This window comes from Thiogranum longum (genome assembly GCF_004339085.1).
GTDB classification, from domain to species: Bacteria; Pseudomonadota; Gammaproteobacteria; order DSM-19610; family DSM-19610; genus Thiogranum; species Thiogranum longum.
This window is the reverse complement of the sequence record NZ_SMFX01000001.1, coordinates 860,668-875,145: the sequence shown is the minus strand read 5'-3', so window position 1 is coordinate 875,145 and position 14,478 is coordinate 860,668. Positions and strand designations below refer to the sequence as shown.

General features: G+C 56.9%; 11 protein-coding genes. 3 read left to right on the top strand and 8 right to left on the bottom strand.

The window, feature by feature from the left end:
• Positions 1-24 precede the first annotated feature (24 nt).
• The 5 genes from DFR30_RS04335 to nirB form a co-directional block, all read right to left on the bottom strand.
• Positions 25-393 (bottom strand): hypothetical protein, encoded by a 369-nt coding sequence (locus DFR30_RS04335; protein ID WP_132971505.1) that lies wholly within the window; start codon positions 391-393, stop codon positions 25-27.
• A gap of 13 nt (positions 394-406) precedes the next feature.
• Positions 407-2,278, bottom strand: coding sequence for a DmsC/YnfH family molybdoenzyme membrane anchor subunit (locus DFR30_RS04330; RefSeq protein WP_132971504.1), 1,872 nt, complete (start codon positions 2,276-2,278; stop codon positions 407-409).
• Positions 2,279-2,414: 136 nt separating this feature from the next.
• Positions 2,415-4,595, bottom strand: a complete 2,181-nt coding sequence (locus DFR30_RS04325; protein ID WP_132971503.1) for a molybdopterin oxidoreductase family protein — start codon at positions 4,593-4,595, stop codon at positions 2,415-2,417.
• Positions 4,595-4,936 (bottom strand): nitrite reductase small subunit NirD, encoded by a 342-nt coding sequence (gene nirD / locus DFR30_RS04320; protein ID WP_132971502.1) that lies wholly within the window; start codon positions 4,934-4,936, stop codon positions 4,595-4,597. Before nirD ends, DFR30_RS04325 begins: the two co-directional genes overlap by 1 nt.
• Positions 4,937-4,940: 4 nt before the next feature.
• Entirely contained in the window at positions 4,941-7,379 is a 2,439-nt protein-coding gene (gene nirB / locus DFR30_RS04315; protein WP_132971501.1) for a nitrite reductase large subunit NirB, read from the bottom strand.
• 305 nt (positions 7,380-7,684) lie between these two features.
• Between nirB and DFR30_RS04310 the strand changes: the two genes are divergently transcribed.
• Both DFR30_RS04310 and DFR30_RS04305 read left to right on the top strand, forming a co-directional pair.
• Positions 7,685-9,268, top strand: coding sequence for a NarK family nitrate/nitrite MFS transporter (locus tag DFR30_RS04310; RefSeq protein WP_243640674.1), 1,584 nt, complete (start codon positions 7,685-7,687; stop codon positions 9,266-9,268).
• Positions 9,269-9,285: 17 nt separating this feature from the next.
• Entirely contained in the window at positions 9,286-10,986 is a 1,701-nt protein-coding gene (locus DFR30_RS04305; protein WP_132971500.1) for a bifunctional protein-serine/threonine kinase/phosphatase, read from the top strand.
• Between the two features lie 65 nt (positions 10,987-11,051).
• Here DFR30_RS04305 and DFR30_RS04300 read toward each other — a convergent pair whose 3' ends face one another.
• Complete coding sequence (locus DFR30_RS04300) at positions 11,052-11,570, bottom strand: SRPBCC family protein (protein ID WP_132971499.1); 519 nt, start codon at positions 11,568-11,570, stop codon at positions 11,052-11,054.
• A 3-nt stretch (positions 11,571-11,573) separates the two neighbouring features.
• Positions 11,574-11,783, bottom strand: coding sequence for a hypothetical protein (locus DFR30_RS04295; protein ID WP_132971498.1), 210 nt, complete (start codon positions 11,781-11,783; stop codon positions 11,574-11,576).
• 102 nt (positions 11,784-11,885) lie between these two features.
• On the opposite strand from DFR30_RS04295, the gene DFR30_RS04290 reads away from it, so the two are divergent.
• On the top strand, positions 11,886-12,773 hold the full coding sequence (locus tag DFR30_RS04290; RefSeq protein ID WP_132971497.1) for a LysR family transcriptional regulator: 888 nt from the start codon (positions 11,886-11,888) through the stop codon (positions 12,771-12,773).
• A 90-nt stretch (positions 12,774-12,863) separates the two neighbouring features.
• Here the strand turns inward: DFR30_RS04290 and DFR30_RS04285 are convergent, their stop codons facing one another.
• The gene (locus DFR30_RS04285; RefSeq protein WP_132971496.1) at positions 12,864-14,444 is read right to left on the bottom strand and encodes a peptide chain release factor 3; all 1,581 of its coding nucleotides are present in this window, start codon (positions 14,442-14,444) and stop codon (positions 12,864-12,866) included.
• Positions 14,445-14,478 lie beyond the last annotated feature (34 nt).

Here is a 14,478-nt window from a genome sequence, read left to right as displayed (position 1 = left end):
CATCAATTACCAGACAGCTTGTTATCAAAATACCGTGCGCAGGCTACGGGGTTCGAGCAGGCGGCCACCAATGAAACGTCGGTAGTCGTCACGCACCGAGCCATACACAAAACGTGACCAGCCAGCGGTCGCCAGTACCAGCAGTGTCAGACGAATCACATCCCACAGACCGGGGAAATCGACAAACACCAGCAAGGTCAGTGGCCAGACATACAACAGGCCACGCAGACCGTGCTTGCCAACGATCAAAAGGACACCGGCCAACCGCAGTACGCGCTGTCGCAGTGACTGGTACTGCACCATGAACACGGCACGTTCCAGGTCATTGTCGAATTTATCCGCTGGATTCCGGCCTGCGCCGGAATGACGGGGAGGTGTTTTGCACGGGATCACTACTGTAAACCTGTCAGTGCTCGGCGACCTGCACGCCGACCTGTGTCATGTCGGCCAGTCCCGCCTCGCGCGCGTGTTCCTCGAATGCCGGGTTCTTCCAGAAGAAGGCACCGGGCAGGGTGGTCGGGATGACCAGTACGTAGAACAGTGCGCGACCGATCAGCGCAGCGCCCGACAGGGCCAGTGCCGCAAGGCCCCACAGGACAAAACCGGCAACACCTTGCAGCCCGCTGAGGGCCGCGAGTGCGATCAACAGGCCGGCGCCGAGCATCAGCGCATTGCGTAACCAGTAGGTTTTGCCGAAGGTAGTGGTCTGCTCCATCCACGCGGCCTGCCCTTCACCGCTGTGGTGGCGCAGGTAGTCCGCGTGACGGTAAAGACCAAACGCCTCGATCACCAGTCCGGCCAGCGCCAGCAGTGTCAGTGTCTGCAACAGGGGCGTGTAATCGGTGTCCTGTACGACCAGCAACGGTACGAACACCAGCGCCACGGCCAGCGAGCCGAGCGTTAGCATGCTGGCGTAAAAGCTGGTCAGCACCTGCCAGTGGTTCCAGAACGGGCGCGCCGGGATGCGGTAGATGCGGTGCATGAAATAAATCGACACGGGGCCGGCAATGACCGCCAGCCAGCCGGACAGCTCGCGCACAGCGCTGACCAGGCCTTCCGGTAACCAGGCAAACAACTGCGGCAAACCTGTCAGCACGGCATAGGCGCCAAGCAGGTTATAGAACACGGCGACAGCGGCAACTTCACGGCTGACCGGCGAATGGCGCAAATTATTAAAGGCACGGTAAAAGCGGTGCGGACGTCCCAGGTGCAGGGTGGAGATCACCAGGGCAAAGGTCTGTACTGCAATCAACCCGAACAGCATGACCGGGTAGGCAACCGGGTGAGCGGCAGCGCCCAGCGACGCCAGTCCGAACGGCGGGCCGAGGAATAACAGCAGGAATGCGCCGACCACGGCCTGGGTAATCAGCGTAAAGAGCACCAGCGGATCTTCGCGTGAGCGCAGTTTGGTGAGGTTCCACTGCCTGGGTTTATTGGTTCGCTTCAGCGCTGCGCTGCGGTACGTTCCCTGCCCGCCTTTAACGTCGGGCTCCGGCTTTGCGTTCTGGTCATCGCGCACGTAGCGGATCGGGGTGCTGTCGGTGCGGCGCATTTCCCGTGGCAGGCTGCGCGTCTGCTGAAAGCGGATATTGGGCTGAGTAATCGAGGTGTCGGGGAAACCGGGAATGCTGGTGGAAAGTTGTTCGCGGTTCTCCGGGACGGTTTCGATCACGCCAAAGTCGAGCGCACCGCCGAGACAGGCCGAGGCACAGGCCGGTTTCAGGCCGACTTCCAGGCGATCGACACACATGTTGCACTTGGAGACATGGCCGGCGACCGGGTCGAGTTGCGGTGCGTTGTACGGGCACACCCAGGTGCAGTAACCACAACCGAAGCAGATGTCCGGGTCCTGCAGCACAGCACCGTACTCGGCAAACTTGGTATAGGCGCGCGTCGGGCAGCCTTTGAGGCACACCGGGTTGTCGCAATGGTTACAGGCCATGGAAATATTCAGGCGCGCTACCGCCGGGTAGCTGCCACCTTCAAGATACCCGACGGAACGGAATGCCAGGTGTGCCGGCGTATCGTTCTTTTCCGCACAGGCGGCCTCGCAGGCGTGACAGGCAATGCAGTTGTCGGCATTGAAATAGAACCCGTGCTGCTTGTAGCGGTTGGGGTTGTCGCCAACGCTGCTGTCGCCGTTGATGTTCAGGCTTTGTCCAGCCAGTGGATCATTTTCATCGATCAGCTGGATGGGCTTGCCGTAGCAGTTGGTCTGCGGCGCTTCGGAGTCCGGAATAAAGGCGTATTCCGGTTCGTTGTTTCTTACTTTGAACATAAGTTGATTGACTGCCTGAATAAATCACTGTCATTGCGAGCGCAGCGCGGCAATCTTTCTAACTCTTGCAACAAACTGTGGGAACTTGCCGCGCTGCGCTCGCAATGACGGAAGTTTTTAATACTGCTCATAACGATCAATAGGCCCGCGCCGCAAGGTTCAATTCTGCTGCCGCCTGCTGGTCCTCGATCGGCTCCACACGCACGGCGCACTGCTTATAGGCCGGCTGGCGCGAATGGGGATCGAGCAAGCCGAGACTGACGCGGTTCACGCACTCGTGGTAGTGAAACGGCACGAAGATCATGTTGCGCGGTACGCGCTGGGTGCTCTGCACCAGCACAACAGCATCACCGCGCCGGGACACCAGGCGCGCATACTGACCGTGCTCCACACCAAACTCCGCGGCAGCATCCGGGTTCATTTCCATGTAAGGCGTGGGACTGAACTTGTTCTGGTTACCGACCTTGCCGGTGCGGGTGCGGGTATGGAAATGCTCTACCACGCGGCCGCTGTTCAACCACAGGGGGTATTCATCGTCAGGCCGTTCGTTGTTGTCGACAAACGGCAGCGGAATAAGTTTGGCCTTGCCGTCCGGGTACTGGAACACGCCATCGGTATATAAACGCTGCGAACCGGTTTCGTCACCGTCGCGACAGGGCCATTGCAAGCCTCGCTTCTCCTCGATCTTGTCGTAGCTCATGCCGGAGATATCCAGAAGACGCCCTTTCGACAGCTGTTTCATCTCCTCGAAGGCCTGTTCGGTGGTCTCGGGAAAGTTCGGCTTTTTGTCGCGCTCGATGCGCTTCGCCATTTCGTTAAAGATCCAGAAGTCCGGCTTTGAATCACCGAAGGGTGGCATGACGTTACGGATCAGGTTGACGCGGCGTTCGGTGTTGGTGAACACACCTTCCTTCTCGGCCCAGATGGCGGCCGGCAGGAACACGTGACTGTATTCGTTGGTCTCGACATCGGCGTAGGCATCCTGCACTACCAGGAAGTCCAGTTTCTCCAGTGTCTTGCGGATGCGTGCCGTGTTCGGCATGGAGGTCATGGGGTTGGTGGCGATCAGCCACAGGCCCTTGATCTGCCCGGTTTCAATCGCAGGCAGAATATCGGTCATGAACAGGCCGCGTTTTTCCGGGAAGAAGTCTTCGTCGATGCCCCAGAATTCGGCAATGTCCTTGCGGTCCTGCGGCTTCTCCAGCGCACGGTAACCCGGCAGGCCGGAACAGGACGACCACTCGCGCGTGCCCATGGCGTTGCACTGGCCGGTGATGGACAGGCTGCTTCCACCGGGCTTGCCGATGTTACCCGTGATGAGGTTGAGGTTGTTGATGGCTACCACGCCGTCGGAACCGTGTGTGGACTGGTTGATACCCATGGTCCAGATGGTCATGGCCGAGCTGGCTTTGGCATAGACGCGCGCGACGTTGCGGATGGTGTCTTCGTCGATACCGCAGAGCTTCGAGGCCGTCAGCGGGTCGTAGTCCTGCACCGTGGCCTTGAAGGCCTCGAAGTCTGTGGTGTGGGCGCGGATATAGTCTTCGTCCTGCAGGCCTTCTTCCAGGATCACATACGCCAGGCTGTTCAACAGCACCAGGTCTGTGCCGGGACTGATCGGCAGGTGCATGTCGGCATTCTGCGCCAGCATGGTTACACGCGGATCGACGACAATTAACGGGAAAGGCCGCTTCTCGCGCGCTTCGCGCATGCGCCAGTAAATAATCGGATGCTGTTCCGGCAGGTTGGAGCCGATTGCCAGCAGGCAGTCCGTATGTTCAAAATCATCATAGCAGCCGGGTGGGCCGTCGGAACCGAATGAACGTTTGTAACCTGATACCGCCGATGCCATGCACAAGGTAGTATTGCCATCATAGTTATTGGTCCCAACCACACCGCGCGCCAGTTTACCCAGCGTATAAAACTCTTCCGTCATGATCTGGCCGGTAGACACAATGGCGAACGCATCACGGCCGTGCGCTTCCTGGATGCGCTGGATCTCGGACGCAGTCTTGTCCATCGCCTGGTCCCAGTTTGCTTCCCGGAACGGCTCATGGATACGATCACGCATCAGCGGCACGCGTCCACGGCCGCCACTTTCGAACAACTCGTACTCGAAAATACCCTTGATACACAGCTTGCCACGATTCACATCGGCATCACCAACGCCACGCGCCGACACCGCCTTGCCGTCCTTGTTCAGGCCGACTTCAATCGCACAACCGGTAGAACAATAACCGCAGGTCGTGTACTTCCACTCCACCGCGCCCTTGTCGGCCAGTTTAATGGGGTTCTTTTTGTGACGTCCGAAAAGCATCAGGCGTTCGGACACCCCTCATTCGGTGTCAGCGACAACATAATCACATCACCCTCGATCTTCACCGGGTAACTCGCCGCACACCCTTCATCCGGCGCCACCGCTTCACCCGTATCCAGCCCGATCTTCCAGTCGTGCAACGGACAGGCCACACGCTTGTCGTGCACAATGCCCTGCGACAGCGGCCCGCCCTTGTGCGGACACTGGTCGCGCAAGGCGAAAATCTCGTCGTTCACGGTGCGGAACACGGCAATATCGCCTTCGGCGCGGCTGACCACGCGCGCACCCTGGCGCGGGATTTCCCCGATCTTGCCGACTTTAATCCAGTTATCGTTACTCATGTCTTTAACCTACCTGCGTGATCGGGGTAAATTCGTGTGCTTCGCCACCTTTGGCGCGTTCTGCCCACGGATCATCCTGTGCAAATTTCTGGGCATACAGGAAGCGTTCTGCCAGCGCCTTGCGGCCTTCATCGTCCTCGACGATTTTTTCCTTCACGTAGCTCAGGCCTACGCGCTCCAGCCAGGGCGCGGTACGCTCCAGGTAGTGAGCTTCCTCGCGGTACAGTTGCATGTAGGCGGCAGCGTATTCCTTGACGTCTTCCGGTGTCTTGACCGTGCACAGGAAATCCGTTGCACGCACCTTGATGCCACCGTTACCCCCCACGTGCAGCTCGTAACCGGAATCAACACAGACCACGCCGAGATCCTTGATGGTCGCCTCGGCACAGTTACGCGGACAGCCGGACACGGCCATCTTGTACTTGTGTGGCGTCCATGACCCCCAGGTCATCTTCTCCAGGTCTATACCCATCTGCGTGGAATCCTGTGTGCCGAAACGGCACCACTCGCGGCCCACGCAGGTCTTTACGGTGCGCAGCGCCTTGCCGTAGGCGTGACCGGACACCAGGCCGGCTTCATTCAGCTCGCCCCAGATTTTCGGCAGCTCATCTTTCTTCAGGCCGTACAGCGCGATGCGCTGGCCACCGGTCACGTGTACCGTCTTGATGTTGTACTTCTCCGCCGCATCCGCGATAGCGCGCAGCTCTTTTGGTGAAGTGCCACCGCCCCACATGCGTGGAATCACCGAGTAGGTAGCATCCTTCTGGATGTTGGCGTGGGCACGCTCGTTGATAAAGCGCGACTGGCTGTCGTCTTCGAACTCACCCGGCCACTGGCACAGCAGGTAGTAGTTGAGCGCAGGACGGCACTTGGCGCAGCCATCCGGTGTTTTCCATTCGAAGAACTGCTGTGTGGAGGGAATATCTTTCAGTTCGTGCTCACGGATGCCGGCACGTATTTCATCGTGCGTGAATTCAGTGCAGCCGCACAGCGGTTTCTTTGCCGGTGACTCGGAGTAGTCGCCGCCCAGTGTGTGCGCCAGCAAGGCTTCGACAAGTCCGGTACAGGAACCACAGGAGCTGGACGCCTTGGTGTGTGCACGCACATCGTCCAGGGTAAACAGATTTTTCCTGGTGATGGCATCAACGATATCGCCCTTGCAGACACCGTTACAACCACAAATCTCGGCGGTGGCAGCCATGGCGGCCACACGATTGTCATCACCGTGGCCGGAATCACCGAGGTGGGCCTGACCGAACAGCAGGTTGTCACGGATGTCGGACACATCGGTGTTGTCGCGCAACAGTTCGAAGTACCAGGTACCGTCGATGGTGTCACCGTACATGACAGCGCCGATGATGCGGTTGTCACGCAGTACCACTTTCTTGTAAATGCCGCGGCCCGGGTCCTGTAATACCAGTTCTTCGGTATGTTCGTCGCCGTGGAAATCACCGGCAGAAAACAGGTCGATACCGGTTACCTTCAGTTTGGTCGATGTCACCGAACCTTCATAACGGGCAATACCCAGGTGCGCAAGGTGATTGGCGCACACCTTGGCCTGTTCGAACAGCGGCGCCACCAGACCATAGGTCGTACCACGGTGCTGTACACACTCGCCGACAGAATAGATGCGCGGGTCAAAGGTCTGCAGGGTGTCGTTAACGACAATACCACGCTCGCAGTGCAGGCCGATCTTCTCGGCCAGCTCAATATTCGGTTTGATGCCGACCGCCATGACGACGATGTCGGCGGGAATTTCCAGGCCGTCCCTGAAACGCACAGCCTCGACCTTGTCCTTGCCCAGCACGGCCTCGGTCTGCGCTTCCATCAGGAACTTCATGCCCTTCTCTTCCAGCGAGGCTTTCAGCAGTGCGCCGGCCGGCTTGTCGAGTTGACGCTCCATCAGGGTATCCATCAGGTGCACCACGGTGACATCCATGCCCTGCTTCATCAGGCCATTGGCCGCTTCAAGACCGAGCAGTCCTCCACCGATCACCACCGCCTTGCCGTTTTTTTTCTTCGCGGCTTCGAGCATGGTGTCGACATCGGCGATATCACGGAAAGCAATCACACCGTCCAGTTCGTTACCGGGAATCGGGATGATGAAAGGATGAGAGCCGGTGGCAATAATCAAACGGTCGTATTTTTCTTCAGTGCCGTCCGAGGCACACACGATACGCTTTGCACGGTTAACGTCCTCGACCCATTTGCCCTTGTGCAGGGTAATACCGTTGTCGGCGTACCACTGCTCGTCGTTGATCATGATCTCTTCGATGGTCTTCTCGCCGGCCAGCACCGGCGATAACAGGATACGGTTGTAGTTACCGTAAGGTTCACCACCGAACACGCTGATGTCGTACTGCTCGGGTGACAGCTTCAGCAACTCTTCAAGGGCGCGCACGCCGGCCATGCCATTGCCGATTAAAACGAGTTTCTCTTTCATGTAACTTTTCCAGTGAGGGTCTGACAGGTGTTTAGCAAGCGCTGTGCCAGACCACTGAATTCATATTTTTAATTTATTTAACAAAAAGATAGCTATATACGATGGGTTGCGTCCGGACACTATGCATCACACCACGCACTACATTAGTGCGTGCTTATACGCTAATGCCTTGGCATGGAGCAGCACAGGCGCTTGATAAAGGGCTGACGCTTGCCCGGTAAACGGGCGCTGGCAGAAAAACCAACCGGGCCGGTCAGCGTGCAGGCGCCCGCAAAGGACGACTACCACGGGGTTTCAGACCACGCATGTCATCCCTGCCGTGCACCCGCCAGCCATACAAGATAACGGTAGCCCGGGTGCATGGCATAGTCCTTGCTGAAGGCATCAGCAGTCATATTCAACCGGGGATACAACGCACCATGCAAGCCACAGGATTCAAACTATTTTCATTTTCCGGCGAAACGAAAATCCTGCACCTGACCTGGTTCGCCTTCTTTCTGAGTTTCCTGGTCTGGTTCAACCACGCCCCGCTGCTCGGCGCCATGCGCGAGACCTTTGGCCTCAGCGACCAGCAGATCAAGACGCTGCTGATACTCAATGTCGCGCTGACGATTCCGGCGCGCATCATCATCGGTATGCTGGTAGATGCGTTCGGGCCACGGCGCATCTACTCGGGCCTGCTGTTTGTGTCTGCATTCCTGTGTTTCGGCTTTGCGATTGCGGACAGTTATGAACAACTGGCGCTGATGCGCTTCCTGCTCGGCTTTGCCGGTGCCGGTTTTGTGATCGGCATCCGTATGATCACTGAATGGTATCCCGCCAAACAGGCCGGCATTGCACAGGGCATCTACGGTGGCTGGGGCAACTTCGGTTCCGCAGGCGCTGCGTTGATTCTGCCTTCACTGGCAGTTGCATTCGGTGGCGACGACGGCTGGCGCTACGCCATCGGCAGCACCGGCGTACTGGCACTGATCTACTCCGCGGTGTATTTCTTTTCTACCAGCGACACGCCGAAAGGATCGACCTATTTCAAACCAAAGCGTAACGGCGCGCTGGAGATCACCAGCCCGGGTGATTTCTTCCTGTACCTGGTCATGAACATTCCGCTGTACGCGGCGCTGGCGGTGCTGGCCTGGAAACTCAGCCCGGCCAACCTCGGTATGCTCAGTGAGCCTGTGGTGGATATCATCTACGCGATACTGCTCAGCCTGTACATTTTCCAGACCATACGCATCTACCAGATCAACGGTCATGTGTTCAAAAAGCCGGTACCGGAGATCGAACGTTACAAATTCAAACAGGTCGCCGTACTGGACCTGGCCTACATGGTGACGTTTGGTTCGGAGCTGGCTGTGGTATCGATGCTGCCGCTGTTCTTCCAGGACACTTTCGACCTGTCTATCGTAAAAGCCGGCCTGATCGCCTCGGTGTTCGCCGGGCTAAATCTTGTTATGCGTCCGGCCGGCGGCTGGATCAGTGACAAATTCGGGCGCAAGCGCTCTCTTGTTATTATCATGGCCGGTCTGGCAGTTGGCTACCTGCTGATGAGCTATATTGACGCTGGCTGGTCCGTGCCTGCGGCGGTTGCCGTCGTTATCTTCTGTTCCATTTTCGTCAACGCCGGCAACGGTGCCGTGTTTGCCGTTATTCCCCTGGTCAAGCGTCGCCTGACCGGGCAGATCGCCGGGATGGCAGGCGCTTTTGGTAATGTCGGTGGCGTGGCATTCCTGACCGTGCTGTCCTTCGTGGCGCCCAACGTATTCTTTCTGGTCATTGGTGGCGCCGCCGTTGTGGTACTGGTTGCCGTACTGTTCTTCCTCGACGAACCCGAGGGGCACATGACCGAAGTCCTGCCGGACGGCACTGTGCAGATGATCAAGGTGAGTTAATGTGACATCATCCTGTCATGCCTGAACTGACTGTCATCGCCGGCCAGCGCTCGGAAGCCGGCCTCAAGGAGAGCAACGACGACTCCTGCGGGATTCGTATTCCGGAACAAAGCACGCTCCTGAAAGACAAGGGTGTCGCCGCTGTCATTGCCGATGGCATGAGTGGCAGCGAAGCCGGGCGTGAGGCCGCTGACTACAGCGTAAAGGGTTTCCTCAACGACTATTACAGTACCCCCGAGTCCTGGACGGTCGAAACCTCCGGCGAGAAAATACTGGGCGCACTGAACAGCTGGCTCTACAGCCAGGGGCACCAGCAGTACGGTACGCCGAAGGGGCTGGTGACGACACTCAGCGTTATGGTGATTAAATCCACCACGGCCTACCTGTTCCATGTTGGTGATACGCGCATTTACCGCCTGCGCGATGGCGATCTGGAGCAAATGACCAACGACCATCGCGTGACAGTCAGCTCGGACAAAAGCTATCTCAGTCGTGCCATGGGCATAGATACCCACCTCGATATCGACTTTCATTCTTTCAGTGTGGAAAAGAATGACGCCTATCTTCTGACGACCGATGGTATACATGATTTTGTCGATGACACCACGTTAAAACGCCTGGTACTCGAGAACCTGAAACACCCCGAGGAAGCGGTGAAAGTCATTATCCGCAAGGCGGCAATGAACAACAGCAACGACAACCTGAGCGCACAGTTGCTGTACATCCAGGACCTGCCGGAAGGTGACGAGCACGAATTCTTCCGCAAGCTCACACAGCTGCCCTTCCCTCCACCACTGGAACCCGGCATGGTGCTGGACGGCTACCGTATCCTGCGCGAACTGCACGCCAGTAACCGCACCCAGGTGTACCTCGCGCTGGACACGGAAACCGATACACAGGTGGTACTGAAAACCCCGTCGGTCAATTTCGATGACGACCCGGAATACATTGACCAGTTCCTGCACGAGGAATGGGCGGGTAAACGCCTGAACAGTGCGCACATACTCAAGGTGCTGGATCCACACGGACGGCGTCAGTTTCTCTATTACGTCACCGAATATATAAAAGGTAAAACGCTGCGCCAGTGGATGCGCGACAACCCGAAACCTTCGATCGACGCGGTGCGCAACATCGTGGAACAGGTCGCGCGCGGACTGCGTGCCATGCACCGGCAGGAAATGATCCACCAGGACCTGAAGCCGGAAAACATCATGATCGATGAACACGGTGTGGTAAAGATTATCGACTTCGGCTCGACCAAGATAGCCGGTATCTCGGAAATAACGACACCGCTGGATCGCGACAACGTGCTGGGCACCCGGCATTACACCGCACCCGAGTACCTGCGCGGCCACAGTGGCAGCAACCGCTCCGATATTTTTTCGCTCGGCGTCATCACCTACGAAATGCTTTGCGGGAAACTGCCCTACCCGAAGGAATTGAGGGAGAACAACCTGAACAAGGTTCGTTATGTTTCTATTCGTGAACACGACAAGGTGATACCGACCTGGGTCGACGGCGCGCTGATGAAGGCCGTTGCCATCAACCCGGAGCGTCGCCACAGCCTGTTGTCAGAGTTTATCTACGACCTGTCTCACCCGAATGAGCACTACACCCGCCTGGATCAACAGCCACTCATCGAACGCAACCCGGTGGCATTCTGGCGTGCGTTGGCAATCATCTTCATGGCAACCACGATTGCCGCACTGGCACTCTGAATAATTTAGACGTCATTGCGATGCCTTGACCCGCAAGGGTAAGGCATCGCAATGACGTGGAATTATCAGGCAGTAGCCGGCTGCTGGTTTCTGTAGTGCTTTTTCAGCGTCCCGATCGGCACCCTGCGCTCACCGGTTTCAACGTAATGTTTGTAACCCAGCAGCACATCACGTGCGAGTCCCTTCATTTTCGGTACCAGTAGCGGCGTAAGCAAGGCAGGCTTTGCCAGGTAATTGATATCGATCGCAAGCCGTGTGTGATCTGACGTGGAGTCAAGTATGGTAAAAGTGAATGACATCTCCCGGACTGGAAAGTTTTTCCACTCATAGACCTCGTATTTATACGAACGGCCCTCTTCATAGTCAGTAATACGTTCCTTGAGGGTGATCTTCAGCCCCATATCAACGATATGACAGACGCGCTCGCACCCTGGCGATGCAGTATTTTCACTGCCCGTCTCTGCATGTGATTCAACGACACCACCGTGAAAACGGGAAACATTGCCGTATTGTGACAACACCTTCCACATCTGTTCAGGTGTGGTACGTATCAGGGTTTCGTGATGGATATTTTTCGGGTTCATAATTTACTCCTTGCCAAAAATCTTCTGGGCCAGAATCAGCCCGGGACATATCCCGACCAGCGCGGCGAACAGGAAAAATCCAGGTACCAGATAAAGAAACCAGTGCACCTTATCGAACCCGGTGAGCCAGATACCCACCGTTATGAAAACCGATGCATTGAAAAGAAAAAATCGCATTGCCTTACTTGCCCGGGTCATCTCTACCTCCTTCACAGTCACTTGCATCAACGTGAGAAAAATTGTAGAAATGTATCAGTACGATAACAATACTGATTTGTTATACATCTTTGTTCTCAAAAGGAGATCAATAGGCGTATGGATGACCTGAAACGCATGGTGATCTTCTCTCACGTGGTTGAAACGAAGAGCTTTTCCGGCGCGGCGCGACGTCTGGGCATAGCCCGCTCGGCCATCAGCCGGCACATCTCGCTGCTGGAACAAAGTGTGGGGGTCCGACTGCTCAACCGCACCACACGCAGCCTGAGCCTGACGGAAGCCGGGGAAACGTATTACCAGAGCTGTGCGCGTATTGTGGCCGAGGCACAGGAGGCAACACGCCGCATCAGCCAGCTGCAGGACGAGCCGACCGGGACACTGCGCATTGCCGGCCCGACCGGTTTTGGCAGCCAGCTTGCGACATTGGTGAATCTCTTTACTCAGCAATACAGCGGACTGAGCGTAGAACTGTTACTGGATGACCGTGTTGTTGACATGGTGGAGGAAGGGATCGATTTAAGCGTTCGCGTGGGCTGGCTGAGTGATTCAACCCTTATCGCCCGCAAGTTGTGTGACTCACCGCGCCTGCTGTGCGCTTCACCGGACTATATCGAGCGTAATGGAAAACCGGAAACCCCGGCACAACTGGCCAGCCATGAGTGCATTATATTCAGCCAGCTTCCGACACCGCACCACTGGACATTCATACGTAACGGGAAGGAACAGGTTGTCCATGCAAAGGGACGCCTGAAAACCAACAGCGCAGTCGCCGTACGGATGTTCGTACTGGGCGGTTCGGGGATTGCCGCCCTGTCGAACTTTATGGTTGGTGATGACATCCGCGCCGGACGCCTGGAGCGACTGTTACCGGATTATGATTGCGGCAGCGCGGGTGTCTATGCCGTTTACCCTGATCGCCGTTTCCAGCAGGCCAGGGTCCGGTTGTTTATCGACTTTCTTGAGAGTCGTATCCGGGACTATATTTAGATTGCCCCCGATTCATTCGTCATGCCGGCGTAGGCCGGTATCCATGTCATTGAAAGCGCTGGATCCCGGCCTGCGCCGGGATGACGCTAATCAGATCTCGCGCGTCGCCAGGAATCGTACATCCGGGTGACGCTCGATGGCCAGCTCCAGGTTTACGCGCGTCGGGGCGATATACACCAGCTCACCGGCCTGGTCGATCGCCAGGTTGTCGTAGGCCTTTTCACGAAATTTCTCCAGCGTTTTCGGATCATCGCAATCGATCCAGCGCGCCGTGGCGACGGAGATATTTTCAAAGGCACATTCGACCTTGTATTCGTCCTTGAGACGCTGCGCAACCACTTCGAACTGCAACACACCAACGGCACCAAGAATCAGGTCATTGTTTCGTAATGGACGAAACAGCTGTGTGGCGCCTTCTTCACTGAGCTGTTCAAGGCCTTTCTGCAGGGCTTTCATGCGCAGCGGGTCTTTCAGCACCGCACGACGGAACAGTTCCGGCGCAAAGTTTGGGACGCCTGTGTATTTAAGCGCTTCGCCCTGGGTAAAGGTATCACCAATGCGGATCGTACCGTGGTTGTGCAGGCCGATAATATCGCCCGGGAAAGCTTCTTCGACATGCCCCCGGTCTGAAGCAAGAAAGGTCATGGCATTGGCCACCTGCACGTCGCGCCCGATACGTACGTGGCGCATTTTCATGCCCCGTGTGTAGCTGCCGGAACAGACACGAAAGAAGGCAATGCGGTCACGGTGCTGTGGGTCCATGTTGGCCTGTATCTTGAACACGAAACCGGTCAGCTTTTCCTCGGTGGGATCTACGCTGCGCGTGGTGGTTTCGCGTGGTTGTGGCGGCGGCGCATGCTCGACAAAATAATCCAGTAGTTCCTGCACACCGAAGTTATTGATGGCTGAACCGAAAAACACAGGACTCAGTTCTCCACGCAGGTAGGCTTCCTTGTCAAAGCCGTGACTGGCGCCCTGCACCAGTTCGATTTCCTCGCGCAGCTCATCGACCTGACTGCCCAGCGCTTCATCGAGCTGCGGATTATCCAGGCTATCGATCACCGTGACCGCCTGCTTCTTGCTGGCATCACCACCCTGGTACAAAAAGACCTTGTCCTGCTCGATGTGATAGACACCCTTGAAACGTTTTCCCATGCCTATCGGCCAGGTAATGGGGGCGCATTTTATCTTCAACACCTCTTCCACTTCGTCCATCAGATCGATGGCATCACGCCCTTCACGATCGAGCTTGTTGATGAAGGTAAAGATCGGCGTGGTACGCAAGCGGCAGACATCCATCAATTTTATGGTGCGTTGCTCGACACCCTTGGCCACGTCGATGACCATCAGCGCCGAGTCAACAGCCGTCAGGGTGCGGTAGGTGTCTTCGGAAAAATCCTCATGGCCCGGTGTATCCAGCAGATTGACCATGGCGTCTTTATAGGGGAACTGCATGACGGATGAAGTCACGGAAATGCCGCGCTCTTTCTCCATTGTCATCCAGTCTGAAGTTGCATGCCGGGCTGCCTTGCGGCCCTTGACGGTACCCGCAAGCTGGATGGCACCACCGAACAGCAGCAGCTTTTCGGTCAGCGTGGTCTTACCCGCATCCGGGTGGGAGATAATGGCAAAGGTACGGCGACGCTTTGCCTGATCGGAGATACTGCTCATTTTGCTGCCGGTTAACTAAAACGGCCATTTTACC

What these genes read in the sequence shown, in the direction of transcription:
- nirD (WP_132971502.1), bottom strand. Translation starts at nt 4,936, where the DNA reads ATGAGTAACGATAACTGGATTAAAGTCGGCAAGATCGGGGAAATCCCG.
- DFR30_RS04325 (WP_132971503.1), bottom strand. Translation starts at nt 4,595, where the DNA reads ATGCTTTTCGGACGTCACAAAAAGAACCCCATTAAACTGGCCGACAAG.
- DFR30_RS04305 (WP_132971500.1), top strand. Translation starts at nt 9,286, where the DNA reads ATGCCTGAACTGACTGTCATCGCCGGCCAGCGCTCGGAAGCCGGCCTC.
- DFR30_RS04330 (WP_132971504.1), bottom strand. Translation starts at nt 2,278, where the DNA reads ATGTTCAAAGTAAGAAACAACGAACCGGAATACGCCTTTATTCCGGAC.
- DFR30_RS04290 (WP_132971497.1), top strand. Translation starts at nt 11,886, where the DNA reads ATGGATGACCTGAAACGCATGGTGATCTTCTCTCACGTGGTTGAAACG.
- DFR30_RS04285 (WP_132971496.1), bottom strand. Translation starts at nt 14,444, where the DNA reads ATGAGCAGTATCTCCGATCAGGCAAAGCGTCGCCGTACCTTTGCCATT.
- nirB (WP_132971501.1), bottom strand. Translation starts at nt 7,379, where the DNA reads ATGAAAGAGAAACTCGTTTTAATCGGCAATGGCATGGCCGGCGTGCGC.
- DFR30_RS04300 (WP_132971499.1), bottom strand. Translation starts at nt 11,570, where the DNA reads ATGAACCCGAAAAATATCCATCACGAAACCCTGATACGTACCACACCT.
- DFR30_RS04310 (WP_243640674.1), top strand. Translation starts at nt 7,685, where the DNA reads ATGTCATCCCTGCCGTGCACCCGCCAGCCATACAAGATAACGGTAGCC.